This is a genomic window from Pseudomonas sp. BSw22131 (genome assembly GCF_026810445.1).
In the GTDB taxonomy this organism is placed as follows: domain Bacteria; phylum Pseudomonadota; class Gammaproteobacteria; order Pseudomonadales; family Pseudomonadaceae; genus Aquipseudomonas; species Aquipseudomonas huanghezhanensis.
In genome coordinates this window covers 203565-229182 of the sequence record NZ_CP113949.1, presented here as the reverse complement: position 1 = coordinate 229182, position 25618 = coordinate 203565, and the positions used below count along the sequence as shown (strand labels likewise).

The following is a 25618-nucleotide window of genomic DNA, read 5'->3' as shown; positions in this document are numbered from 1 at the left end:
GCAAGGTTGCAGGCAAATATGAAAGATCGCGTTCCGGTCTTTGTCAGTCTGTTGAATACAGCTTTACTGGGATTGTCCGTTTATGTTGTTATCGAGATTTTCTTTGGAAATGTCGAGACAATTGGTGGTTGGAATAAACAGCAATCGATTGTGTTGTACGGTGCTTTTATCCTTATTCGTTCCTTTGTACAAATGGTGGTATTGCCCAACTGCGAGGCCGCCTCGAAGTTGATTATCAGCAAGTCCATTGATACTTACTTGTCCAAACCGGTTGATGTTCAAACCATTCTGGCCTTTGGGCAGTTGCGCCTGTGGCATATTTTCGGGGTCCTGCTGGGGCTGGGTCTGATGCTGGGTGGCAGTCATGCGCAGGGGCAACTGACGTTGCAGACGCTCGGCGCTTTCCTGGTCTTCTTGGTTCTCGCGTGTGCGCTGGTTTATTCGGTCTGGCTTAGCATTGCCAGCCTTGCGTTCTGGACCAAGAAAACCGGCAACATTTCCCACCTGTTGTTCATGTTTCTGACAACCGGACGGTTCCCCTCTGGCGCGTACCCGGAGTGGATCCAGGTCGTAATCATGACCGTAGTCCCTGTCTTTTTCATCATGGAGGTGCCCGCGCAATCAGCGATGGGGATGACGACGGGGCGGTCTTTAGGGGGCGCTGTCCTGGCGACTCTGGCCTTCTTGCTGTTGTCTCGATTGCTCTGGCATTGGGGGATCAAGAAATACCTCCAAGAAGGCGCCTGACACTCGGAAACACCGAAATTTAGATAATAAGAAATGAATGATATGGACAACTTTCTGGATTTATTCGCCGATCAGGTTCGGCTCGCGCCTGGTGCCATTGCAGCTTCGGATGGCTTCAGCAGCCTGAGCTATCAAGATCTTGACGAGATATCCGACGGCTTCGCCCCCGGCCAGATCATTCTGAATGTCTCGCTGCGCGATATCAGCCCGGACATTATCTGGCAGGCGTTCAACGTCTTCGATGATGTGGAACATTGCATGAAGGCCAATACCTCGCCCCAACTGGCGGAACAGAAATACGGCGACCGCTCGTTCGTGCATGGCACGCTCGCCACATCCGGAACAATCCGAGCTTGATTGACCGTTCGAGTCCGCTGATTTTTTCACCATTCGGGTTGGGTGTTCTGGACCTTGTGGTGGGTCAACTGTTCATCGACAAGTGCCTGGACGCCGGCGCCTATACCAACATCGCGGACTTCATTCCCGATACGCGACGTTGGGCCACGTCCCACGGCTGAACTGGATCTCGTAACTGACGATCAGCCGTTGTCCGCGTTTTCAGTAGCAGATGGAAAGCTTTATCCCTACGCTTAGGGAGGGAGGCTCCCGGATTATGAGGTGCCCAGAACTCCCGACAGATGGCGTTGTAAATTTCTCGCTCGTCAGGCTTGTGAATTTCCACATAGATCACCGGCCGAACACTGACGGCGTCATCACTGATGCAGGGCTTCCCGGTCGTGTTCTTTTAGTGGGTGCTTGAAGCGGCGTATCGCTTTAATCGCTTTCACCGGGACACATGCAGTAGAACTTGCAAGGCCCCCTTCGCGTCTTCGCTGACTATCATTCTTTGCACCGCAGGACGCGGTCTGCTGCCATCAAGGAATGATCCATGTCACTCGCCATTGTTCACAGCCGTGCCCAGGTCGGCGTCGAAGCCCCAGCCGTTACCGTTGAATGCCATCTTGCGAACGGTCTGCCGACGCTGACGCTGGTCGGTCTGCCTGAAGGCGCAGTCAAGGAAAGCAAAGACCGTGTTCGCAGCGCCATTCTCAACTGCGGGCTGGAATTTCCGGCACGGCGCATCACGCTCAATCTTGCCCCCGCCGACCTGCCCAAGGACGGCGGCCGATTTGATCTGGCCATTGCTCTCGGTTTGCTGGCCGCCAGCGCTCAGGTGCCAGCGCTGGCGTTGCAGCAGGTCGAGTGCCTGGGCGAGCTTGCACTGTCCGGGGCGATCCGGCCGGTCCAGGGCGTGCTCCCCGCCGCGCTGGCCGCCCGCGAAGCAGGACATACGCTGATCGTCCCCGCCGTGAACGCCGAAGAAGCCTGTCTGGCCTCGGGTTTACGCGTGATTGCCGTCAACCATTTGCTTGAGCTTGTCGCTCACCTGAACGGCCGCACGCCCATTGCGCCCTACCAGTCCAAAGGGCTGATCCTGCAAACGCGCCCCTATCCCGATCTCAGCGAAGTGCAAGGCCAGACTGCCGCCAAACGCGCACTGCTGGTGGCTGCCGCGGGGGCGCATAACCTGCTGCTCAGTGGGCCGCCCGGCACCGGCAAAACGTTGCTGGCCAGTCGTCTGCCAGGCCTGTTACCGCCACTAGATGAATACGAAGCCCTAGAAGTCGCGGCCATTCAGTCGGTCGCCAGCCACACGCCGCTGACCAGTTGGCCACAGCGACCGTTTCGTCAACCGCATCACTCGGCATCGGGTCCGGCCCTGGTCGGTGGGGGCAGCCGCCCGCAGCCGGGGGAAATTACCCTGGCGCATCACGGCGTGCTGTTTCTGGATGAGTTGCCCGAGTTCGACAGGCGTGTGCTGGAGGTGCTGCGCGAGCCGCTGGAGTCAGGTCATATTGTGATTTCACGAGCGCGGGACCGCGTACGATTCCCGGCGCGCTTCCAGTTAGTTGCGGCGATGAACCCTTGCCCATGCGGCTATCTGGGTGAACCGACAGGGCGCTGCCGTTGTTCGACCGATCAGATCCAGCGCTACCGAAACAAACTGTCCGGCCCGTTGCTGGACAGGATCGACTTGCACCTGACCGTCGCTCGTGAAACCACTTCACTGACACCCACGCCCCAAAAAGGGGACGACAGTGCCAGCGCATCGATCCTCGTCGCTGAGGCTCGTCAGCGCCAGCAAAAACGCCAGGGCTGCGCCAATGCATTTCTCGACCTGCCCGCCCTGCGCCAACATTGCGCACTGAGTGCTGAAGACGAAGCCTGGCTCGAAACCGCCTGCGAGCGACTCACATTGTCGTTACGCGCCGCTCACCGCTTGCTCAAAGTCGCCCGAACCCTGGCCGACCTTGAACGCGTGGACTCCATCGCGCGCTGCCACATCGCCGAGGCGTTGCAGTATCGGCCGTCGAGTAACTAACGAACCCAAATTTGAATCTGTAGGAGCGCGCTTGCCCGCGATTGCGGCGGGTCAGCCACATAGATGTCCACCGACACACCCTAATCGCGGGCAAGCACGCTCATACAAATTTGAACTGCAGGCTCACCGAAACCGATCTACCTCGCGACGCAAATCCGCAGCCAGGCCATTCAGCTCTTGCGCGGTTATAGCCAGGTTAGACACCACTTCACGCTGCTCGCTGTTGGCCAAGGCGATGCTTTGCAGGTTGCTGCTGAGCAAGGTGGCGGTGTTGCTTTGTTCTTGGGTGGCCGTGGTGATGGCCGCGAACTGATCGCCCGCCGACCGGCTTTGCTCATCGATCTGAGCCAGCGCCGCAGCAACCTTGGCATTGCGTGTGAGACCTTCCTGCATCAGCGCCTTACCTTGATCCATGGTGCTGATGGCGTTGCCGGTTTCCTGCTGGATGCTGGTGATCATGCCGGAAATCTCGTCAGTAGCCTGACGCGTACGAGACGCCAGATTACGCACCTCGTCGGCCACAACGGCGAACCCGCGCCCCTGCTCGCCGGCACGTGCCGCCTCGATGGCGGCATTGAGCGCCAGCAGGTTGGTTTGCTCGGCAATCGAGGTAATGACGCTGACGATACCGCCGATCTCCTGCGAGCGCTGCCCCAAGGTGTCGATCACCGTTGCGGTACTGCTCAGCGAGCCGGCAATTTGCTCAAGTGACGCCGACGCCTCCTGCATCGAAGCACGACCAATGCGGGTTTGCTGGGTATTACCCTGCGCAAGGCGTTCGGTATGACTCATGTTGTCGGCGATGTTCAGCGCCGTAGCACTGAACTCCTCGACGGCGCCGGCCATGCTGGTGATTTCCCCCGACTGCTGCTCCATGCCTTCATAGGCGCCGCCAGACAGGCCGGACAAGGCATGCGCCCGCCCGCTGACTTCCTGCGCAGCGATGCGAATGTGCGACACCATCGTCGACAGCGCTTCGCCCATCTTGTTGAAGCTAGTCGCCAGTTGTCCGATCTCATCGTGGCTGGTTACATGTGAACGCACGCTCAGATCGCCCGCACCCAGCGCTTCAGCCTGATTGACCAAATCGGACAATGGCTTGAGTTTGCTGCGCAACAGCCAGATCGCAGCACCCACGGCAATCAGCATCGACAGCAAACTGCCGATGGCCAACTGGGTTCCGACGCTCCAGGTCACTGCGCTGATTTCCGCCTGCGGCATGCTCGCCAGAATCGACCACGGACCTCCAGGGAAGGGGGCGGCGACGGTGTAGATTTCATTACCGCTGTCCCGCCATAGCCGGCCTTTTCCGGGCGTTTTAACGAAGTCAGCGAGGGTTTTTCTCGCCTCATCCAGATCGCTCACACCTGCGGGCGGCACCAGCCATTGGTTCTGCTCATCCAGCAGGGCGAGTGACCCTGTGGAGCCAATGCGAAAGCTTTTCAGGTTATCGAACTGCGCTTTCTGCGCATCGGTGTAATCAAACCCTACAAACAGCACGGCAATCACCTTACCGCCTTGGTCACGCACTGGGGTATACTGAGTCATGTAGGAGCGGTCGAACAGCAAAGCGCGCCCTACGTATCCTTGCCCTGCCAGCAATCGCTCATACGCCGGATGCTTGTGATCAAGCAACGTACCCATGGCCCGCGAGCCGTCCTGCTTGGTCAGCGACGTGCTGATACGCACGAAATCATCGCCGCTGCGCACAAAGACAGTGGCGACGCCTGCGGTCATTTTGCGAAAGTCATCGACTTCGGTGAAGTCGTTGTTCAGAGGCGTGCCGTTCAGCAGCAACGCAGGTGTCTGCAACGACGCGACTGCGATCTGCTGATCGGCCTGCAAGGACAGCCCACTGCCGAAGCGCTTCTCGAATAACCCGCTCAAGCGCTGGGTGCTTTCACGCAGGGTGCTGTGGAACGTGTTGAGCTGATCAGCAAGCAACCTTGCCTCGCTGCCCATGTGCTCCTCGCGGATTGTCAGATTGGCGGTGTCCAGCGAGCGCAAGGCAAAAAGCGTACTACCGCTGATCACGACCGCAAGAATCACCGCCAGAGCGACCCCCAATTGAGAAGCAATACGCGTGCGAGGTTGGGGCATGGAAACTCCTTGAACAGGCGACCGGGATCGTCAAGATCTCGGGTGCGCGTTCGAATTGATTTTTAACGAGCGGGTTCGTAAGCCATCTTGGACAAGCAGACCGAACATCACGGATTCGGCCTACATCAGAAATACTTGAGTCCTACGCGAGATTAACGACCGTAAACGCGAAGAAATTGGATTACCGGTCATTTCAGGATCGTCACTTCCGGCAGTACCATCGCCTGGACTTCGCTTTGTAAAAAGTCACTCAGCCTGGCCAGCCGTTCGCCACCTGGTCGCGTTTTCGGCCAAACCAGATAATAGTTTTCGCCGCTGACCACGGCTGTACGCCACGGCAAACTCAAGCGTCCCTGGGCGACGTCTTCGGCCACCATCAACAAATCACCCATCGACACGCCATACCCGCGCGCGGCCGCAATCATGCCCAGCTCAAGCGTGTCGAACACCTGACCGCCCTTGAGCGAGACCTGATCAGATAACCCCATGCGTTCCAGCCAACTGCGCCAGTCACGCCGATCCGGGGTCGGGTGCAACAGCTCGGCGCTCGCCAGACGTTCGACATCCCAAGGCCGATCCTCAAGCAGCGTTGGCGCGCCCACCGGAATAATCAGCTCGGGAAACAGGTACGTCGCTTCCCAGTCCGGCGGAAAATGCCCTCGACTCAGCAACACTGCGCAATCAAAAGGCTCTTGGGTGAAGTCGACGTTGTCGATGTCCATCCAGGCACTGGTGAGTTGCACCTCGTTGCCCGGCTGCAGGTGACGAAAGCGGCTGAGTCGTGCGAGCAACCAGCGCATGGTCAGGGTGGAAGGCGCTTTCATGCGCAAAATGCCCTCTTCGGCGAACAACGTGCTGCAAGCCCGCTCCAGCGCAGAAAACCCTTCGCGTATCCCCGGCAACAAGGTACGTGCCGCTTCGGTCAGTTGCAGATTGCGACCGTTGCGCTGAAACAAGCGGCAGGCAAAGTGATCCTCTAGCGTGCGGATATGACGGCTGACCGCGCTCTGCGTGATCGACAGTTCTTCGGCGGCACGCGTGAATGAGGCATGCCGGGCGGCCGCTTCAAATGCGCGCAACGCGTAGAGCGGTGCAAGGCTTCGAGACATGGGCGCTTTACCTTTTTGCCGGGCGAACGACGACGATCACTGTAGCTGAAACCGGGCATGAGTTTTACTCATGATCAGGATCGGATTTATCCCTTTGTGCCAACGCGCCTCAACCACCAGAATGGCGGGCTTCAAGATGCCTGCAAACCCGAGCGCCACGACCATGTACCCACACGCCTTCAAAGAACTCTGGATCATCCTGCGCCTGGCGGGACCGCTGATCGCATCCCAGATGGCGCACATGCTGATGGTCTTCACTGACACAGTGATGATGGGCCAATTAGGCCCGCAAGCCCTCGCAGGTGGCGGCCTGGGCGCTGCGAGCTATAACTTCGTTTCTTTTTTCTGCGTGGGCGTGATGGCCGCCGTCGGCACGCTGGTCGCCATTCGTCATGGCGCCAATGATCCCGCAGGCGTGACCCGACTCGCGCAAGCGGGGCTCTGGCTGGCATGGGGCATGGCGTTGGTGGCGGCACTGATTCTCTGGAATCTGGAGCCGATCCTGCTCAAATTCGGCCAGGTCGAAGCCAACGTACACATGGCCAGCGAGTTTTTGATCACTTTGCCCCTTGCACTGCCCGGCTTGCTGAGCTTTATGGCCTTGCGCGGATTCACCAGTGCGCTGGGGCGCGCGGGCCCGGTCATGGCGATCAGCCTTGGCGGTGCTGCAGCTAACTTCGCCCTCAACTACGCCTTTATTCATGGCCTTTTCGGGCTGCCGCATTGGGGCCTGATGGGCATCGGGCTGGTGACGGCTATTGTCACCAACGCAATGGCAATCATCCTCGCATTGCACATCCGCTATCACAGGGCGTATGCGGCGTATCCGATTCATGTCGGCTTCATGAATCTCTCGCGCAACTGCCTGAAAGAGCTGTGGCGCCTGGGCTTGCCAATTGGCGGCACGTACGCCGTTGAGGTCGGCCTGTTCACCTTCGCAGCCTTCTGCATGGGCGCGATGGGCAGCTCGCAGATGGCCGCGCACCAGATTTCCCTTCAGTCCGTGTCGATGGCGTTCATGATTCCGGTAGGGATTTCATACGCCGTGACCATGCGCATCGGCCTGCACTACGGCGCCGGCAATCTGCTGCTGGCCCGCACCGCCGGACGCATGGGCATCGCGTTCGGTGGACTGGCGATGCTGGGGTTTGCGTTTTTGTTCTGGTTTGCGCCGCATGCGGTCATCAGCCTGTTTCTCGATATCCACAACCCGGCGTATCAGGACACCGTGGAACTGGCCGTCAAACTGCTGGCCATCGCAGCCTGGTTTGAATTGCTGGACGGCACACAAACCATCGCCATGGGCGCTATTCGTGGTTTCAAGGACGCCAAGACCACGTTTTTGATCGGATTCGCGAGCTATTGGATAGTCGGCGCACCCGCTGCGTGGGGTTTCGGTTTTCTGGCCAATCAGGGCGCCGTGGGTGTCTGGTGGGGGCTGGCGCTGGGCCTGCTGTGTTCAGCGGTGGCACTGACCTATGCGTTCGAACGCAAAGCTGGCAGGTTGCTTCGCAAAAAGGCGTCACGCATGGCGGTGATGGGCTAAGGATGATGGGGGCGGTGCGACGGAGCGCGTAGCGGCCCTGAAACCTGACACATCGGCCCCTCTGAAATACCGGGTATGCAGGATTGACTGCCGGTCCCCGGCAGATCGTCAGCAAGCTGGACTCCCACGCCTTCGGCAGAATCAGATCCCAGGAAAAGCAGATCGGCTCTCGGCCCCGCGGCGTGCTGCGCGAAAGCGAGACGCTTCACCAACACGTTGGCGTCTACAGAGCTTGCTTGGCCTGCGCCTTGCCTTGTCCGTACACCAAGTAACCGATCAACTCAGGCAACGGCAGCGGGTGGCTGATCAGATAGCCCTGCACCTGGTCGCAGTTGAAGCTGCGCAACAACGCCAGTTGTCCGGGTGTTTCCACACCTTCGGCCACGACTTCAAGGCTGAGGTTGTGTGCCAGGTTTATCATGGCGTGGACCAGCTTGCGGTTCTCTTCACGCTGCTCCATTTCACCCACGAAGCTCTTATCGATCTTGAGCAACGTGATCGGCAGGCTGTTGAGATGGACGAAAGACGAGAACCCGGTGCCAAAATCATCCAGCGAAAACCGCACGCCCAGGCGACCCAGCGCATCCATGGTCTGTTTCACCAGATCACTGCGGCGCATGACCGCGGTTTCAGTCAGTTCAAACTCCAACCATTGCGCATCGATGCCACGGTCAGCGATCAGACGGCTGAGCGTCGCAAGCAGCTGGTTGTCCTGAAACTGGCGGAAAGAAAGGTTGATAGCCATGTGCAGCGCAGGGATGCCCTGCTCGCGCAGGGTTTGCATATCGCGTAGGGCACGCGAGATGACCCAGTAACCCAGCGGCACAATCAGCCCGCTTTGCTCGGCCAGCGGCACGAACTCACTCGGTGGTAGAAGGCCCCGCTCGGCGTGGCGCCAACGCACAAGTGCTTCAAGGCCCAAAATCTTGCCGCTGCCCAGACACAGGCGCGGCTGATAATGCAGTTCCAGCTCATCTCGGCGCAGCGCCCGGCGCAGCTCGCTTTCGAGGTCCGCGAGGCTGCGTGCATTGCGATTGATACGTTCATTAAAGACATGAAAAGTGCAGCCCTGCGTACCCTTTGCCTGCTGCATGGCGATGTGCGCGTGCCACATCAAAGGGTCGGCACCGTTCTGCGCTCGGGCATGGGCGATGCCCAGACTGCAGCCGATCAACAGGCTTTCACCGTCGATCCAGTAAGGCTCGGACAAGGCTTCGGTGATGCGCTCAGCTATCCATTCGGCTCGATTCGGCGCGCGGCGGGTATCGATCAACAGCGCGAACTCGTCACTGCCCAGGCGGGCCAATTGATCGCCGGCCTCCAATTGGGCATTCATGCGTGCAACCACTTGCAGGATCAGTCGATCACCCGCCTGATGCCCCAAGGCGTCATTGGCCCGACGAAAGTTGTCCAGGTCAAGATGCCCCAGCGCCAGGCCGCTCCCGTCGGCTTCTGCCAGACGTGCTGCCAGCAGTGTCTGAAACCCCTGACGATTGGCGATGCCTGTCAGCGGGTCCTGCTCGGCTAGGCGTTGCAGCGTGTTTTCCAGCAAGCCCCGCTCGCGCACATGACGCAGGCAACTTCGCATGCTGTTTGCATCAAGGGAGTCACGCACGAGCCAGTCGGCAACACCCAGCGGCTCGCAGTCAGGCTGGGCGTCGAGCAACAGCACGACGGGCAATTTGCATTGGCCGGCTGCCGGCTGCATCAACGGCGTGGTGAACAGAACAGTGTTGTGCGGGATGTCCAGTGGGTCGCCGACAGATCCCCAGTCCGGCACGCAGACGAGGACAGTGGTTTCTCCCAGTGGAGCCAGGCACTCGCGTAACAACGCTGACCATTCCGGCGTTTCGGCCAGAAGCAGCAAACGCAAGGGTTCGACAGGCGTAGACAAGCTAGCTCCCTACACAAACAGAAGACGTTGGCGCCCCTCGAACGAGGGTCGTCAAACGCGGCTTCTCGCCGCGTGATGCGCAAATGTAACAAAACGGCGAAATATAGATAGCTTGCTGCATCACATGTCAGACGGTCACTGCACAAACCGCCGAGCCTGTTAAAATGCACACCCATTTCGCAAGCGACTCCCTTTTCGTCATGTCCCGACTCAATCCCCGGCAACAAGAAGCCGTGAACTACGTCGGCGGCCCTCTTTTGGTGCTCGCCGGTGCGGGTTCCGGCAAGACCAGCGTGATCACACGCAAAATCGCCCATCTGGTGCAGAACTGCGGTATCCGAGCGCAATACATCGTCGCCATGACCTTCACCAACAAAGCCGCACGCGAGATGAAAGAGCGCGTCGGTACGCTGCTCAAAGGTGGCGAAGGACGTGGCTTGACGGTGTCGACGTTTCACAACCTGGGCTTGAACATCATCCGCAAGGAGCATGTACGTTTAGGTTACAAACCGGGCTTTTCGATCTTTGACGAGACCGATGTCAAAGCGCTGATGACCGACATCATGCAGAAGGAATACTCGGGCGAAGACGGCGTCGACGAGATCAAGAACATGATTGGCTCGTGGAAAAACGACCTGATCCTCCCCCCTGAAGCGCTGACCAACGCGCGCAACCCCAAAGAACAAACCGCCGCTATCGTCTACACCCACTACCAGCGCACGCTAAAAGCGTACAACGCGGTGGATTTCGACGACTTGATCCTGTTGCCGGTAAAGCTGTTCGAAGACAACGCCGACATTCTCGAAAAGTGGCAGAACAAGGTCCGCTATCTGTTGGTGGACGAATATCAGGACACCAACGCCAGCCAGTATTTGATGGTGAAGCTGCTGATCGGTACGCGTTGCCAGTTCACCGTAGTGGGCGACGACGACCAGTCAATCTACGCTTGGCGCGGTGCTCGCCCCGAAAACCTGATGCTGCTCAAGGATGACTATCCGTCCCTGAAAGTGGTAATGCTGGAGCAGAACTACCGCTCCACCAGCCGTATTTTGCGCTGCGCCAACGTGCTGATCTCAAACAACCCGCATGCCTTCGAAAAGCAGCTGTGGAGCGAGATGGGCCATGGCGACGAAATCCGTGTGATCCGCTGCCGCAACGAAGACGCCGAAGCCGAGCGCGTCGCCGTCGAGATCCTTAGCCTGCATCTGCGTACTGACCGGCCCTACAGCGATTTTGCAATCCTGTATCGCGGCAACTACCAGGCAAAGCTGATCGAACTCAAGCTGCAGCATCACCAGGTTCCGTATCGCTTGTCGGGTGGCAACAGCTTCTTCGGCCGTCAGGAAGTGAAAGACCTGATGGCGTACTTCCGCCTGTTGGTGAACCCGGATGACGACAACGCCTTCTTGCGCGTGATCAACGTGCCGCGTCGGGAAATCGGCTCGACCACTCTGGAAAAGCTGGGCAATTACGCCACCGAGCGCAAGGTCTCGATGTACGCCGCTACCGATGAAATCGGTCTGGGCGAACACCTTGATGGCCGTTTCACAGACCGCCTCAAGCGCTTCAAGCACTGGATGGACGGCGTGCGTCAGCAATGCGCGCAAAACGACCCGATTGCCGCATTGCGCAGCATGGTCATGGACATCGATTACGAAAACTGGATTCGTCAAAACAGCTCCAGCGACAAAGCTGCCGATTACCGCATGGGCAACGTGTGGTTCTTGATCGAGGCGCTGAAGAACACGTTGGAGAAAGACGAAGAAGGCGGCATGACCATCGAGGAAGCCATTGGCAAACTGGTGCTGCGCGACATGCTCGAGCGCCAGCAGGAGGAGGAAGACGGCGCCGAAGGTGTGCAGATGATGACGCTTCACGCATCCAAGGGCCTGGAATTCCCCTACGTGTTCATCATGGGCATGGAGGAGGAAATCCTCCCTCACCGCTCCAGCATCGAAGCCGACACAATCGAAGAAGAACGCCGCCTGGCTTATGTGGGCATCACGCGCGCCCGGCAGACGCTGGCCTTCACCTTCGCGGCCAAGCGCAAACAGTACGGCGAAATTATCGACTGTTCACCGAGCCGGTTTCTTGATGAGCTGCCCCCGGACGATCTGGCTTGGGAAGGCAACGACGACACACCTACAGAAGTAAAGGCCGTTCGCGGCAATACGGCATTGGCGGATATTCGCGCCATGCTCAAACGTTAATGTTCGCTGCGCACTTGCGCGCCTGAGGCACCCCACGTGGAAGCACTGCACAAGAAAATTCGCGAGGAAGGCATCGTCCTTTCCGATCAGGTATTGAAGGTTGATGCGTTCCTCAACCATCAGATCGACCCGGCGCTGATGCAGCAGATAGGCGACGAATTCGCCGCGCTGTTCGCAGACTCGGGCGTTACCAAGATCGTCACCATCGAAGCCTCGGGGATTGCTCCCGCCGTCATGACGGGCCTGAAACTGGGCATTCCGGTGATCTTTGCGCGCAAGCATCAGTCGCTGACGCTGACTGAAAACCTGCTGTCGGCCACGGTTTATTCGTTCACCAAGCAGGTCGAAAGTACGGTTGCGATTTCCCCGCGCCACCTGACCAGCAGTGATCGCGTGCTGATCATCGACGACTTCCTCGCCAACGGTAAGGCGTCACAAGCGCTGATCTCGATCATCAAACAGGCGGGCGCCACGGTCGCCGGGCTCGGGATCGTGATCGAGAAGTCATTCCAGGGTGGCCGTGCGGAACTGGATGCGCAGGGATATCGCGTTGAGTCGCTGGCGCGGGTCAAATCGTTGAAAGATGGCGTAGTGACGTTCGTCGAGTGACAGCTCTGCACCCCTGTATGAGCGCGCTTGCCCGCGAAGACGGCGTAACATTCGATGCATGTCTGCCAGCGGGACAATCGTTTTCGCGGGCAAGCGCGCTCCTACATTCAGGCGCTTCAACTGGCGGCAAACAAACACTTTCGGAGAGCAGATATGATCATTGGCGAACGATTGAGCGTTGAAGCGTTTTTCGACGAACAGACATCGACCATCAGTTATCTGGTCGTCGACCGCCCCACCCTTAAAGCCGCGCTGATCGACAGCGTGCTCGACTACAACCCGAAATCGGGACACACCGGCACCGCCTCCGCCGACCGGCTCATCGCCAGAGTGCGTGACCTGGGCGTGTCGGTGGAGTGGATTCTGGAGACCCACGTGCATGCCGATCACGTGTCCGCTGCGGCCTATCTAAAGGAGCATCTGGGCGGTACGGTTGCCATCGGCGATCAGATCACCCGCGTGCAAAAGGTCTTCGGCAGGCTGTTCAACGCTCAAGGCGACTTCGCCCGCGATGGCAGTCAGTTCGACCAATTGCTGGAGGACGACGCGCACTTTCAGATTGGCTCATTGCACGCCCGGGCCATGCACACACCGGGTCACACACCAGCCTGCATGACGTATTTGATAGAGGCCGACGGTGAAACCATCGCATTCGTAGGCGATACACTATTCATGCCCGATTACGGTACGGCGCGCTGCGATTTCCCCGGTGCCAGCGCCCGAACGCTGTTCCGCTCGATTGGCAAAATCCTCAAGCTGCCGCCACAAACGCGCCTCTTCATGTGCCACGACTACCTCCCAAACGGCCGCGAGTTGATGTACATGACGACAGTGGCCGAACAGCGCGCCAACAATATCCACATCCACGAAGGCATCGACGAGGATTCATTTGTCGAGATGCGTGAAAAGCGCGACGCCACGCTGGACATGCCGGTGCTGATCCTGCCTTCGGTGCAGATCAACATGCGCGGCGGTAATTTGCCTGAGCCTGAAGAAAACGGCGTTCGCTATTTGAAGATTCCTCTCAATGCCCTGTAAGAACGCTGCGCTGTGAACGAACACCAACTATTAGGCGCAAGCCTTGGCAGCCTCGTCGGCCTGATTCTGGCGTTGACCGGCGCAGGCGGCGGGATTCTCGCCGTACCGTTGCTGGTGTTCGGCCTGGGGCTGACGATGACCGAGGCGGCGCCGGTAGGTTTGCTGGCGGTAGGTCTGGCGGCGTGGGTGGGCGCGTTACTGGGCCTGCGCCAGGGAATCGTGCGTTATCGCGCAGCCGGATTCATCTCCGGCATCGGCATCCTCATGACGCCCCTTGGGTTGTGGCTTGCCCATCAGCTTCCCAATCGCCCGCTTTCTTTCGGTTTTGCGCTGATATTGCTGTACGCCTGCCTGCGCATCTATAGGAAGGCCTCGCATCATTTGCAGCATGGACAACCTGTGGCGCGGGCAGCCTTTTTGCCGTGCGTGCTCAACCCGCAAGTGGGCCGCCTTCGCTGGACGCTGCCATGCGCCCGATCACTTGCGGCCACCGGTGTCTTTGCCGGATTGCTGTCTGGGTTGCTGGGCGTCGGGGGGGGATTTGTCATCATTCCGGCGTTGACCCGCTATACCGATCTGGACATGAAAAGTATTGTCGCGACCTCACTCGCGGTGATCGCGCTGGTTTCGACAGGCAGCGTGATGGCCGCAACGGTCAGCGGTGCGATGCATTGGGCGGTGGCCCTGCCCTTTGCGGCTGGTGCCGTGGCGGGCTTGGTCGTGGGATTGCAAGCGGCCAGGTACCTCGCAGGGCCAAGGTTGCAGCAGGTGTTTGCGCTGGCCGGCTTTGTCGCAGCAGCTCTCATGGTCTACAAGGCACTTGCGTGAGGGCCGGTAAACGCTGCGCTGCTGGCATTCCATTCCGGCGGCAAGGCATAGCAAGCCAGATGGCGCTCCGTTTGCCCGCAAAGCTTTGATTCTGGCAAATCTGTAGGAGCGAATTTGTTCGCGATCTGACGCGTAGCGGCTGTAAATCCTGCCCGCGCGGTGTTTCAGGACAGCTAGGGAAACTGGTTTCAGGGCCGCTTCGCAGCCCATCGCGGCCTCGCGTTGCTCGTGCGCCCCTACAGATATTTGCGGCGTCCCTGGGAGTTTGATTCTGGCCAAAGGCCGTTGGACCAAATGGGCGGAATCGCGGTTTTCCCGCATAGCTCTTGGCCCGAAGCCTCAGTCTGCCGTTGCCTGCAACCCCGCCAACACCAGCCGCTGATATAGCTCTTCACGCAGGCCCTGCGGTTGATCCAGTTGCATGCGCGCCAAGTGTGCCGGGAAGGTGTCGGGCCCGGGCGCCTCAAGTGTGGCTTTGCCAAGCGCGATAATGTCCCGCAGCTTGAACTTGCTTTTCAGCCAGTTCAGCGCCCGTAGCAAATCACGCTCCTCTGTCGTGAAATCACTCCCCAACGGGTACTCGGTGAACAACTGGGGGTACATGCCACGGATTGCCTGCAAGCGCTCGGGCGTATTTTGACTGAACAGCGGATCAAGCCGAAAATCCTTGGGCAGCTTGCCAGCCTTTTGCGCCTGTTCGATCAACGCTGGTTGAAACCGTGAGTCGCTTATATTAAGCAGCGCCTCGATCACCACGGCATCCGTCTTGCCACGCAAATCAGCGATTCCATATTCAGTGATGACGATGTCGCGCAGGTGCCGGGGAATGGTCGCGTGGGCATAATCCCAGACGATGTTCGACGTCACGTCCCCGCCCGACTCACGCCAACTGCGCAGGATCAGAATCGAACGCGCGTCTTCCAGCGCGTGCGCCTGAGCCACAAAGTTGTACTGCCCGCCCACACCGCTGACCACGCGGCCGTCAGCCAATTGATCAGAGATAGCGGCCCCCAGCAGCGTCACGGTGAACGAGCTGTTGATAAACCGGGCATCACGTCGCTGCAGGCGCTTGAGATCCTCGTCGCCATACAACTCGTTGATGTAGCTGATGGCCGTCATGTTGATCTGCGCCAGCTGTTCGGGAGAAAACTCGCGCAGTCGCTCATAGAAACTGCGCGGGCCGAGGAAGAAGCCGCCATGCACCAATACGCCATCGGGATGAAGCGCTTCGTCAAGTAAGCCACTGTTAGCCTGACGCTGCTGCTCGACGGTTGAGTAAACCTTGCGCCGGATGATGCCCGCGTCCAGCAACACCAACAGCCCGTTGACGAACATTTCGCTGCAACCGTAAAGCCCCTTCGAGAAAGGCATCACACCGCCTTCACGCTCGATCAATGGCTTCCACGTAGAAATACCGTCCAGCTGCGACAGGCACTCGCGATAGGTCTCGTTGTCGGCTTGGCGCGCCAGTAACGCCGCCGTCAGCGCATCGCCCATCGAACCGATGCCGATCTGCAAAGTGCCGCCGTCGCGCACGAGGGTGCTGGCATACAAGCCAATGAAATGGTCTTGAATGCCTACCGGCATGTTGGGGGTCGAAAACAGGGTGGTTCGCTCTTCGTAGTCGATCAGCAGGTCAAACGTATCGGCGCTGACCTGCGCATCGCCCGGCATCCAAGGCAAATCCGCGTGGATCTGCGCCAGTGTCAGGATCGTTTCGCCCGCCGCGCGGCGCTTTTCGACCATGGCCAGCAGGTCGAGGGTCACGTCCGGGTTGCAGCTCAGGCTCAGGCATTCTGGGATTTGCGGATTGCGGGCCACCAATTGCGCGATCAGGTTCACGCCATTGGCGTTGATGTCGCGAGCTGCGTGGCTGTAATTGCTGCTGACATAGCTTTGCTGGGCGGACTCACTATTGAGGAGGCTACCCGGCTGCATGAAGAACTGCTCGACATGGACATTGGGCGCAAGGTTATCGGCACGCAGATCGGCCAGAAAATCCAGCTCGGGGTAATCACCGAATACGCGCTCCAGAAACGGCTCGAGAAACCGCCCCTGCAAGCCATCGCCAGCGGGTGGGCGACCGAGGCACAGGGCGGTGTAGATGGTCAGTTGGCGGCCGGGAAGCGTCTTGATGCGTGCATACAGCGCATTGACGAAGCGATTGGGCTTGCCCAAACCCAGCGGCATGGCCGTGCGAATGTGGCTCGGCAGTGTCGCCAGAATGTGATCGACAGCTTGCTCGATCGAGCAGGAATTCGGCATCCGGCCTCTCCTGAATTGTTATTGAGTGTAGCTTGGACCCGCTCAGTTTCTCCTCGTTTCGGTGGACACGAGTTTATCGTCGATGAAACGCAGATGCTGGAAGGCGCCACCACTAGGGCCATACACCCAATGTGTGATTTTCGCAGCATTGCGGTGGGGTACGCCGTTGGGGCCAAGCGCCGGCCCTTCGCTGCTTTCCTGATCAGGCGCACCGCACTTTTCGCGAACGGTCTGGGCAGAATCGCCGTTGCTGATCAGCGAAGTCCCGCAGCGCATCGTGGCGCTCGCGTCGAAGGCCAGCACCTGCAACAAAAAAAGCCAGCTCACTGCTTTAGGGGACACACGCATCATGGCACCTCGTTAAAGCCCGGACATTTTCTTGATGGCGCCCTTCAACTCGTCATCCGAACAGTCCGCACAGGTGCCTTTCGGGGGCATGGCATTGATGCCGGTAATGGCTTTGGCAAGAATGCCGTCCAGACCGCCCTGTTGGTCGGCACGATCCTTCCAGGCTGCGGTGTCGCCAATTTTCGGCGCGCCCAACAAGCCAATGGCATGGCAGGCGGTGCAGTGCTTGCCGATGATGTCGTCGGGCGCTCTGGCGGCACTGGCACTGGCGGATGCCGTGATCCCGGTGCCCGCGCATTCCTTGCCCTGGATGCAGACCTGGCCTACTGGTTCGAGTCGTTTGGCGATGTCATCGTTGGTCGCAGCCTGTGCGCCCAATGCCCATAAAACCAGGACGCCCGCGGCAGCCAATATCGTATGGGCAGGATTCACGTTCTCGACCTCATGGTGACTCACTCTCGCCTGCGGCCCCGCAATGGCGGCTAAAAATTCGCTGGTGTGGCTGCGCTGATGAGTCGTGCAGGGACGTCGAAAGGGTTGCGGAATCGATGGGGTCGGGTGCTTTCAAAATAGTAGCTATCGCCAGCCTCGAGCACATAGGTGTCGAGCCCGACAACCAGCTCAAGACGGCCTTCCACCAGAATCCCGGTTTCCTCGCCTTCGTGGACGAGCATCGCATCGCCCGTGTCGGCGCCAGGCGGATAGACCTCGGTGAGAAAAGCGATAGCCCGACTCGGGTGGGATTTGCCGACTAACTTCATGGTCACCGCGCCGTCCGAGATATCGATCAGCTCGCTGGCTTTGTAGACCACTTGTGTGGGGTTTTCTGGCTCGAGTTCCTCTGAAAAGAACTCCACCATGGACATCGGTATGCCACCCAGCACCTTACGCAGCGAACTGATCGAGGGGCTGACGCTGTTCTTCTCGATCATCGAAATGGTGCTGTTGGTCACGCCCGCTCGCTTGGCGAGTTCACGCTGGGACAGACCTTTGAGTTTACGAATGGATTGCAGTCGTTCACCGACGTCCAATGCGGCAGTCCTCCTGAAGATCAAGCTGGGTCAAGTGGTTGCCATGATGGCAACAGCGTTCAGTATTTACAACACTTGAGCCCGCTGCCCGATCAGCAAAGGGGCTGGCGGCCACAGGTGACCGACCAGAGGGAAAGAAGGATTTCGCCGAACGGGTTGTCAGCCCTCGGAATAGAGCCTCGGCACACGCCGCAGATTGCAGAAAATCTGATACGGGATCGTGCCCGCCTTGGCTGCCACTTCGCTGGCCAGGATATGTTTGCCCCAGAGTTCGACCCGGCTACCCAGCCCTGCCTTGGGAATATCGCTGAGATCCACACACAGCATGTCCATCGATACCCGTCCCAGCAATTGACTGCGCTGACCGTCAACCAAAACTGGCGTACCGGTCGGCGCATGTCGGGGATAGCCGTCGGCGTAGCCCATCGCAACCAGGCCAATGCGCATTGCGCGATCGGTCACGAACGTACCGCCATAGCCCACGGGTTCACCGGCTGGCAATTCGCGCACGCAGATGACTTTTGACTCAAGCGTCATCACCGGCTGCAATTGATCAGCCATTGCTTGCGAATGCTCGAACGGGGTCGCGCCGTAGAGCATGATGCCCGCACGCACCCAGTCGCTCGGGATATTGGGCCACGCCATCGTGGCCGGCGAGTTGCGCAAGCTGACCTCAGCGATCAAGCCTTGGCGCGCAGCTTGAAACACCGCCAACTGCTCATCGCTGCGAGCACAATCGGGCTCATCTGCACGGGCAAAGTGGCTCATCAGGACGATTTTCGCGACTTTACCGCTGGCCTGCAGACGATGATAAGCAGCGTGATAATCGGCGGGGTGCAAACCGACGCGGTGCATGCCCGAGTCGAGCTTGAGCCAGATATGCAGAGGTTTGCCGACGGCAGTGGCCTCAATGGCATCGAGTTGCCAGAGCGAATGCACCACGCACCAGAAGTCATGCTCGACGATCAACGCTAGCTCGTCGGCTTCGAAAAAACCTTCCAGCAACAGGACTGGCGCTTTGATTCCTGCCTGACGCAGCTCCAGCGCTTCCTCGATACAGGCAACGGCAAAGCCATCGGCTTCGGACTCCAGCGCTTGTGCTACGCGCACAGCGCCGTGCCCATAAGCGTCGGCCTTGATGACCGCGAGAGACTTGGCCCCTGCGTTTTCACGGGCCAGTCGGTAGTTGTGGCGCAAGGCCTGAAGATCAATTAAAGCGCGAGCTGGACGCATGAGGGGGCTTCTAGGCAAAGGACGTTAACTGTGGGAGCGCGCTTGCCCGCGAGGACTTGGATCGGGCCGACGCACATCCGTCCGACGTCATATTGCTCTCGCGGGCAAGCGCGCTCCTAAAGGGCTTATGAGGCTTACGGCAGTGCTGCGACCACCGTCATTTCCACCAGAATTTCCGGCTCACACAGTTTGGACTCAACCGTTGCGCGCGCAGGCGCCAGGCCTTTGCTCAACCACTTGTCCCACACGCTGTTCATGCCAGCGAAATGCGCATCGATGTCCTTCAAGTAAATCGTCACCGACAGGATACGGCTTTTGTCAGTACCGGCCAGGTCCAGCAAACGCTCGATATTGTTGAGCGTCTCGCGGGTCTGCTGCTCGATACCCGCCGCCATGTCATCACCCACTTGGCCTGCGAGGTAAACAGTACCGTTGTGGACGACGATCTGACTCAGTCGCTCATTGGTGAGCTGGCGCTGGATGGACATTTTTTGCGATCTCCTTGGTGCTGCCGTAACGAGAAATATCGAGGCCTTCGGCACTGATTTGCGGGGCTTTGCGGGCAATCAAATCAGCCAGCAAGCGCCCGGAACCGCAGGCCATGGTCCAGCCGAGTGTGCCGTGCCCCGTATTGAGGAACAGGTTGCGATAAGGCGTGGCACCGACGATGGGCGTACCGTCCGGCGTGGTCGGGCGTAACCCCGTCCAGAAACTGGCTTGAGCCAGATCACCGCCGTGAGGATAAAGGTCGTTGACGATCATCTCCAGCGTTTCGCGGCGACGAGGATTGAGCGACAGGTCGAAACCGGCGATCTCCGCCATGCCGCCGACGCGAATACGGTTGTCGAAACGGGTGATCGCTACCTTGTAGGTCTCATCGAGGATGGTCGAGGTCGGCGCCATGGCGGCGTCGGTAATCGGCACTGTCAGCGAGTAGCCCTTGAGCGGGTAGACCGGCGCCTTGATTCCCAGCGGCTTGAGCAGCTGCGGCGAATAGCTGCCGAGCGCCAGGACGTAGCGGTCAGCGGTTTCGAGCTTGCCGTTGATCCACACGCCGTTGATGCGGTCGCCTGCGAAGTCGATGGATTCTATGGATTGACCAAAGCGGAACTCGACGCCCAGATCCGTTGCGATTTCGGCAAGACGGGTAGTGAATACCTGACAATCGCCGGTCTGGTCATTCGGCAAACGCAACGCGCCAGCCAGGATGTTGCTGACACTGGCCAAGGCCGGCTCGACCCGGGCGATCCCCGCACGATCAAGCAGCTCATACGGCACGCCGGCCTGCTGAAGCACGGCGATGTCTTTGGCGGCGTTATCGAGCTGTTCTTGAGTACGGAAGAGCTGCGTAGTCCCAAGACTGCGGCCTTCGTAAGCAATGCCGGTTTCAGCGCGCAGTTCGTCGAGGCAATCGCGGCTGTATTCGGACAGCCGAACCATGCGCTCCTTATTCACCGCATAACGGTTCGCGGTGCAGTTGCGCAGCATTTGCGCCATCCACAGGTACTGGCCGATGTCGGATGTGGCTTTGATTGCCAGGGGTGCGTGGCGCTGGAGCAACCATTTGATCGCCTTGAGCGGCACACCCGGAGCGGCCCAAGGGGACGCATAACCCGGCGAGACCTGGCCGGCGTTGGCAAAACTGGTCTCCATGGCAGCGGCTGGCTGACGATCAACGACCGTCACTTCAAAGCCTTCGCGCGCCAGATAATAAGCACTGGTGGTACCGATTACGCCACTTCCAAGGACCAGAACGCGCATGTTGATTACCTCATCGCGGATATCCGCTGACGTTTTCAAGTTTTAAGCAAGGATGTGGGCAGTATAAAAAGCAATCAGCAGTGCCTTTCACTATATAAACGCCTATATTCAGCTTTTATTCTTGGCAACAATGTCTTTCGCAGAGGGGCTCTCACATGCGCACACAGCACCAGTCCAAGCGTGAGCTGGACAAGATTGATCGCAACATCCTGCGCATTCTTCAGAGCGACGGCAGAATCTCTTTCACGGAGCTGGGCGAACGCGTGGGTTTATCGACCACGCCCTGTACAGAGCGGGTCCGAAGACTTGAGCGCGAAGGCATCATCATGGGCTACAACGCCCGCCTCAATCCGCAGAACCTCAAGGCTAGCCTGCTGGTGTTCGTCGAGATCAGTCTGGACTACAAATCGGGCGACACTTTCGAGGAATTCCGCCGAGCGGTCCTCAAACTGCCTCATGTGCTGGAGTGTCATCTGGTTTCAGGCGACTTCGATTACCTGGTGAAGGCGCGAATCTCTGAAATGGCGTCTTATCGCAAGCTGCTGGGCGACATCCTGCTCAAACTGCCGCACGTGCGTGAGTCCAAGAGCTACATCGTGATGGAAGAAGTGAAAGAGAGCCTGAGCCTGCCTATTCCGGAGTGAGTAGTGCCCCCGACAAACCGGAGCTCGCCCACCTTCATTCAAACGTAGACTTTGTTTGAGCGAGTGGGCGGCATTCCGACTTGCCCGCGAAAAAGACGACACATCCCGCGCAGGCTGTACCGGATGCCGCTATTATTTCTGGCCAGAAGCGTGCCCGGGGCGCCACAAAGAGTGCCCCGAAAATCCTACACCAACACCTGCCGCGTGGTCGCGATGTACTCGTGCACCTGCGCCTCGATGCGCGGATGAATGAGCGTTTCGGGCCTTCTGCCATTTGGGCAGGGCAAGGTCTTGGTGGTGCCGAACAACCGGCAGATCAGCGGGCGCTCTTCGTACACGGTGCAGCCCTGAGGGCCAAGATGGACGCAGTTGAGCTCATTCAGGGCAGCCTCTTGCTCAGCCGCAGTCTTGCGCGGCAAGCGGGCCATTTCTTCGGATGAAGTGGTCACCGGCCCACAGCAATCATGGCAACCGGGTACGCACTCAAAAGACGGAATCTGACGGCGCAGGTCGCGGATTTTCTGGCTGTTGCAGCTCATTGCGTGATCACCGGAAGAAAGTGTGGGTATTTTCCTCCATTTGCCGCCGATGCGACAGCAGTACGGCACTTGCCTTGCCCGCCGACGGACTCGCGGCTACCCTCCGTAAAATTTTCCAAACACCATTTCCGGGAATAACACATGAACGCCCGCGTTCAGCAGCCGACCGACACGATTCACGCCGCCTCCTATTACGCCGCCAGCAGCCATCCGCAGCCGGATCATCCGGCGCTGACAGGCGAGCTCAACGCAGATGTGTGCGTGGTAGGTGGCGGGTTTTCCGGCCTCAACACCGCTATCGAACTGGCTGAGCGTGGCCTGAGCGTGGTGTTGCTGGAGTCCCGCAAAATCGGCTGGGGCGCCAGCGGGCGTAACGGCGGTCAATTGATCCGTGGCGTGGGTCACGGTGTTGAGAGATTCAAAAACGTCATCGGCGATGAGGGCGTCCGGGCACTCAAGTTGATGGGTCTGGAGGCTGTGGAAATCGTGCGTCAGCGTATCGAGCGCTACGGCATCGATTGCGACATGACTTGGGGCTACTGCGATCTGGCCAACAAACCGCGCGAGCTGGCAGGTTTTGCCGAGGATGCCGAAGAGCTTCGCAGCCTCGGCTACGTACATTCGCTCCAGTTGCTGCAAAAGGGCGAGATGGCGACTGTGATTGGGTCCGACAAATACGCGGGCGGCATGATTGACATGGGCTCGGGGCATTTACACCCGCTGAACCTGGCATTGGGCGAAGCTGCGGTTGCGAAGGCCCTGGGCGTGCAGGTTTTCGAGCATTCGACTGTCACGCGTATCGAGTACGGTCCGCAGGTCCGGGTGCATACAGCGCAAGGGTTAGTCCGTGCCAAGACGCTGGTGTTGGGTTGCAACGCCTACCTCAAGGATCTGGACCCAGGACTCAGTGGCAAGGTCTTGCCCGCAGGCAGTTACATCATTGCCACCGAACCCCTGAGCGAGGCACAGGCGCATCAGCTTCTGCCACGCAACACGGCCGTGTGCGACCAGCAGGTCGCCGTGGATTATTTCCGCCTTTCGGCTGATCGACGCTTGCTGTTCGGCGGCGCATGCCACTACTCCGGTCGTGATCCGCAGGACATCGCTGGCTACATGACGCCGAAAATGCTCAACGTCTTCCCGCAACTTGCCGGGGTGAAGATCGATTACCAGTGGGGCGGCATGATCGGCATTGGCGCCAACCGCCTGCCACAGATCGGGCGACTGAAGGATCATCCCAACGTCTTTTACGCGCAGGCCTACGCCGGTCACGGCCTCAATGCCACGCACCTGGCGGGGAAGTTGCTGGCTGAGGCCATAACAGGCCTGCACGGCGGCGGTTTTGAACTCTTCAACAAAGTCCCGCATATCACCTTTCCCGGTGGCAAACATTTGCGTTCGCCGCTGCTGGCGTTGGGGATGCTGTGGCACCGCTTGAAGGAGCTGCGCTGAGTGCGCAGCTCCATATTCACTTCCTCCAAAACGGCTTGATCCCTTCCGCGCGCGCCTGCTCGGAGGTCAGCCCAATGTCTTTGAGCTGGTCGGCATTCAAATTCAGCAGCGCCCGGCGTGTACCCCTTCTGCGCTGAAACAGCGTCCACATACTGAGGCTGGACGAACCGCTCACCGTCAGCGGGCGGACTTGCCCATCGACCAGTTCCTGGCTGTAAAGCGCTAACCGCACATCGCTCAACCCGTTCATTTTTCGGCACCTCATCATGTGTTCGTGTGGTTTTATGATGAGCGCGTAAGCCAAACCATTACAGATTCAAAAAACCTCTATTATTTTCATACAGATCACACCCTACGCACGCTGAATGGTGTAATTTCACGCCATCTGTATGGGTTTATGTGAGTTTTCTGTGGGAGGTCGCAATGACTCTGTATGTCAATCTGGCCGACCTGCTCGGCTCGCGCATTGAAAGCGGCTTCTATCGACCCGGTGACCGGCTGCCATCAGTGCGTGCGTTGAGCGTCGAGCACGGCGTCAGTTTGAGCACTGTGCAGCAGGCTTATCGAATGCTGGAAGACAACGGCCTGGCCTCCCCCAAACCCAAATCGGGCTATTTCGTCCCGGCCGGGCGTAAGGCCCCGGCGCTCCCGGCCGTAGGGCGTCCGGCGCAGAGACCTGTGGATATTTCTCAGTGGGACCAAGTGCTGGAACTGGCCACCGCCACGCCCGACCCTAAAGTCATACAGCTGGCGCGCGGGATGCCGGACATCACCAGTCCGACCCTGCGACCGCTGACACAAGCGCTTGGCAAGATCAGTCGGCGCATGGACATGCCGGGGCTGTATTACGACAACATCTACGGCACGAAGGCATTGCGCGATCAGGTGGCACGGCTGTTACTGGATTCGGGCACCAACGTCGGACCGGATGATCTGGTCATCACTACCGGTGCTCAGGAAGCGTTGTCTGTGAGCATCCGATCGGTCTGTGAGCCTGGAGACATCGTCGCCGTGGACTCGCCCAGCTTTCACGGCGCAATGCAGGCACTTAAAGGGTTGGGGATGAAGGCTCTGGAAATTCCGACCGACCCGATTACCGGCATCAGCATCGAAGCCCTGGGGCTGGCCCTGGAACAGTGGCCGATCAAACTCATACAGCTGACCCCCAACTGTAACAACCCGCTCGGCTACATCATGCCCGAGGAGCGCAAACGCGCATTGCTCACGCTTGCACAGCGCTACGACGTGGCGATCATCGAAGACGATGTCTATGGCGACATTGCCTACACGTACCCGCGACCACGCACGATCAAATCCTTCGACCAGGATGGACGTGTCCTGCTGTGCAGCTCATTTTCGAAAACACTCGCCCCCGGCCTGCGCGTGGGCTGGGTCGCGCCGGGGCGATATCTGGACCGGGCGTTACACATGAAATACATCAGCACCGGCTCCACCGCTACGCAACCGCAACTGGCAATTGCCGAGTTTCTCAAGGATGGCCACTACGAACCCCACATGCGCCGGATGCGTGCGCAGTACCAGCGCAGTCGCGATCAAATGACAGATTGGGTCACGCGCTACTTTCCAGAGAGCACTCGCATCAGTCGCCCGCAAGGGGGGTTCATGCTCTGGGTAGAGTTGCCCGAGGACTTTGATGCCCAGCGCCTGAATCGTGTGCTTCATGGGCAGGGCGTACAGATTGCGGTTGGCAGTATTTTTTCCGCGTCCGGAAAATACAGAAACTGCTTACGCATGAACTTCGCTGCCAAGCCAACAGCGGCTATCGAGGAGGCGGTGCGAAAAGTCGGTGCGGCCGTTGCGGCGCTAATGATTCAAACGGATTGACCAGCGGTTAACTTTTTTCCGCTTGATGCGGTCTTA

Annotated in this window: 25 protein-coding genes; 12 read left to right on the top strand and 13 right to left on the bottom strand. The window is 59.0% G+C overall.

Annotation, left to right across the window (positions count from 1 at the left end; translation table 11 throughout):
- Nucleotides 1-18 precede the first annotated feature (18 nt).
- The 3 genes from OYW20_RS00950 to OYW20_RS26045 are packed head-to-tail and all read left to right on the top strand — an operon-like array spanning nt 19 to nt 1265.
- A complete protein-coding gene (locus OYW20_RS00950) occupies nt 19-747 on the top strand; it encodes an ABC-2 family transporter protein (RefSeq protein ID WP_268798877.1) in 729 nt (242 codons plus the stop codon).
- A gap of 42 nt (nt 748-789) precedes the next feature.
- Entirely contained in the window at nt 790-1104 is a 315-nt protein-coding gene (locus OYW20_RS26050; RefSeq protein WP_408005448.1) for a hypothetical protein, read from the top strand.
- Nucleotides 1101-1265, top strand: coding sequence for a hypothetical protein (locus tag OYW20_RS26045; RefSeq protein ID WP_408005535.1), 165 nt, complete (start codon nt 1101-1103; stop codon nt 1263-1265). Before OYW20_RS26050 ends, OYW20_RS26045 begins: the two co-directional genes overlap by 4 nt.
- Here the strand turns inward: OYW20_RS26045 and OYW20_RS00940 are convergent.
- Complete coding sequence (locus tag OYW20_RS00940; RefSeq protein WP_268798876.1) at nt 1205-1429, bottom strand: P-loop NTPase family protein; 225 nt, start codon at nt 1427-1429, stop codon at nt 1205-1207. The genes OYW20_RS26045 and OYW20_RS00940 overlap by 61 nt on opposite strands.
- Nucleotides 1430-1636: 207 nt before the next feature.
- Between OYW20_RS00940 and OYW20_RS00935 the strand changes: the two genes are divergently transcribed.
- A complete protein-coding gene (locus OYW20_RS00935; RefSeq protein WP_268798875.1) occupies nt 1637-3130 on the top strand; it encodes a YifB family Mg chelatase-like AAA ATPase in 1494 nt (497 codons plus the stop codon).
- A gap of 123 nt (nt 3131-3253) precedes the next feature.
- On the opposite strand, the gene OYW20_RS00930 is transcribed toward OYW20_RS00935, so the two are convergent.
- Nucleotides 3254-5230 carry a methyl-accepting chemotaxis protein gene (locus OYW20_RS00930; protein ID WP_268798874.1) on the bottom strand — a complete coding sequence of 659 codons (1977 nt, stop codon included), beginning with the start codon at nt 5228-5230 and terminating at the stop codon, nt 3254-3256.
- Between the two features lie 188 nt (nt 5231-5418).
- Nucleotides 5419-6339, bottom strand: a complete 921-nt coding sequence (locus OYW20_RS00925; RefSeq protein ID WP_268798873.1) for a LysR substrate-binding domain-containing protein — start codon at nt 6337-6339, stop codon at nt 5419-5421.
- A 163-nt stretch (nt 6340-6502) separates the two neighbouring features.
- Here OYW20_RS00925 and OYW20_RS00920 point away from each other — a divergent pair, with 163 nt between their 5' ends.
- Nucleotides 6503-7885 carry a NorM family multidrug efflux MATE transporter gene (locus tag OYW20_RS00920; RefSeq protein ID WP_268801244.1) on the top strand — a complete coding sequence of 461 codons (1383 nt, stop codon included), beginning with the start codon at nt 6503-6505 and terminating at the stop codon, nt 7883-7885.
- 223 nt (nt 7886-8108) lie between these two features.
- On the opposite strand, the gene OYW20_RS00915 is transcribed toward OYW20_RS00920, so the two are convergent.
- Nucleotides 8109-9779: a putative bifunctional diguanylate cyclase/phosphodiesterase gene (locus tag OYW20_RS00915; protein WP_268798872.1), complete on the bottom strand. Its 1671-nt coding sequence runs from the start codon at nt 9777-9779 to the stop codon at nt 8109-8111.
- 200 nt (nt 9780-9979) lie between these two features.
- Here OYW20_RS00915 and rep point away from each other — a divergent pair, with 200 nt between their 5' ends.
- From rep to OYW20_RS00895, 4 genes are all read left to right on the top strand, one after another.
- A complete protein-coding gene (gene rep / locus OYW20_RS00910; protein WP_268801243.1) occupies nt 9980-11989 on the top strand; it encodes a DNA helicase Rep in 2010 nt (669 codons plus the stop codon).
- A 36-nt stretch (nt 11990-12025) separates the two neighbouring features.
- Nucleotides 12026-12598 carry a xanthine phosphoribosyltransferase gene (locus OYW20_RS00905; RefSeq protein ID WP_268798871.1) on the top strand — a complete coding sequence of 191 codons (573 nt, stop codon included), beginning with the start codon at nt 12026-12028 and terminating at the stop codon, nt 12596-12598.
- A gap of 153 nt (nt 12599-12751) precedes the next feature.
- On the top strand, nt 12752-13636 hold the full coding sequence (locus OYW20_RS00900) for an MBL fold metallo-hydrolase (RefSeq protein ID WP_268798870.1): 885 nt from the start codon (nt 12752-12754) through the stop codon (nt 13634-13636).
- Nucleotides 13637-13648: 12 nt separating this feature from the next.
- Nucleotides 13649-14464 carry a sulfite exporter TauE/SafE family protein gene (locus OYW20_RS00895; protein WP_268798869.1) on the top strand — a complete coding sequence of 272 codons (816 nt, stop codon included), beginning with the start codon at nt 13649-13651 and terminating at the stop codon, nt 14462-14464.
- A 339-nt stretch (nt 14465-14803) separates the two neighbouring features.
- Here OYW20_RS00895 and OYW20_RS00890 read toward each other — a convergent pair whose 3' ends face one another.
- From OYW20_RS00890 to dadA, 7 genes are all read right to left on the bottom strand, one after another.
- Complete coding sequence (locus OYW20_RS00890) at nt 14804-16729, bottom strand: acetyl-CoA hydrolase/transferase C-terminal domain-containing protein (RefSeq protein ID WP_268798868.1); 1926 nt, start codon at nt 16727-16729, stop codon at nt 14804-14806.
- A 42-nt stretch (nt 16730-16771) separates the two neighbouring features.
- Complete coding sequence (locus OYW20_RS00885) at nt 16772-17080, bottom strand: DUF2845 domain-containing protein (protein ID WP_328284802.1); 309 nt, start codon at nt 17078-17080, stop codon at nt 16772-16774.
- Between the two features lie 9 nt (nt 17081-17089).
- Entirely contained in the window at nt 17090-17509 is a 420-nt protein-coding gene (locus tag OYW20_RS00880; protein WP_268798867.1) for a c-type cytochrome, read from the bottom strand.
- Nucleotides 17510-17559: 50 nt separating this feature from the next.
- The gene (locus OYW20_RS00875) at nt 17560-18108 is read right to left on the bottom strand and encodes a cupin domain-containing protein (protein ID WP_268798866.1); all 549 of its coding nucleotides are present in this window, start codon (nt 18106-18108) and stop codon (nt 17560-17562) included.
- 159 nt (nt 18109-18267) lie between these two features.
- Nucleotides 18268-19341 carry an alanine racemase gene (gene alr / locus OYW20_RS00870; RefSeq protein WP_268798865.1) on the bottom strand — a complete coding sequence of 358 codons (1074 nt, stop codon included), beginning with the start codon at nt 19339-19341 and terminating at the stop codon, nt 18268-18270.
- A gap of 134 nt (nt 19342-19475) precedes the next feature.
- Nucleotides 19476-19829, bottom strand: coding sequence for a RidA family protein (locus tag OYW20_RS00865; RefSeq protein WP_268798864.1), 354 nt, complete (start codon nt 19827-19829; stop codon nt 19476-19478).
- Nucleotides 19801-21102: a D-amino acid dehydrogenase gene (gene dadA, locus OYW20_RS00860; protein ID WP_268798863.1), complete on the bottom strand. Its 1302-nt coding sequence runs from the start codon at nt 21100-21102 to the stop codon at nt 19801-19803. Before dadA ends, OYW20_RS00865 begins: the two co-directional genes overlap by 29 nt.
- Nucleotides 21103-21257: 155 nt before the next feature.
- On the opposite strand from dadA, the gene dadR reads away from it, so the two are divergent.
- Nucleotides 21258-21746: a transcriptional regulator DadR gene (gene dadR / locus OYW20_RS00855; RefSeq protein WP_093466232.1), complete on the top strand. Its 489-nt coding sequence runs from the start codon at nt 21258-21260 to the stop codon at nt 21744-21746.
- Nucleotides 21747-21931: 185 nt separating this feature from the next.
- Here the strand turns inward: dadR and OYW20_RS00850 are convergent, their stop codons facing one another.
- Nucleotides 21932-22285, bottom strand: a complete 354-nt coding sequence (locus tag OYW20_RS00850) for a YkgJ family cysteine cluster protein (protein WP_268798862.1) — start codon at nt 22283-22285, stop codon at nt 21932-21934.
- 141 nt (nt 22286-22426) lie between these two features.
- Here OYW20_RS00850 and OYW20_RS00845 point away from each other — a divergent pair, with 141 nt between their 5' ends.
- Nucleotides 22427-23737, top strand: coding sequence for an NAD(P)/FAD-dependent oxidoreductase (locus OYW20_RS00845; protein ID WP_268798860.1), 1311 nt, complete (start codon nt 22427-22429; stop codon nt 23735-23737).
- Between the two features lie 16 nt (nt 23738-23753).
- Here OYW20_RS00845 and OYW20_RS00840 read toward each other — a convergent pair whose 3' ends face one another.
- On the bottom strand, nt 23754-23987 hold the full coding sequence (locus OYW20_RS00840; protein ID WP_268798859.1) for a DUF1127 domain-containing protein: 234 nt from the start codon (nt 23985-23987) through the stop codon (nt 23754-23756).
- Between the two features lie 173 nt (nt 23988-24160).
- Here OYW20_RS00840 and OYW20_RS00835 point away from each other — a divergent pair, with 173 nt between their 5' ends.
- Nucleotides 24161-25582, top strand: coding sequence for an aminotransferase-like domain-containing protein (locus tag OYW20_RS00835; protein ID WP_268798858.1), 1422 nt, complete (start codon nt 24161-24163; stop codon nt 25580-25582).
- Nucleotides 25583-25618 lie beyond the last annotated feature (36 nt).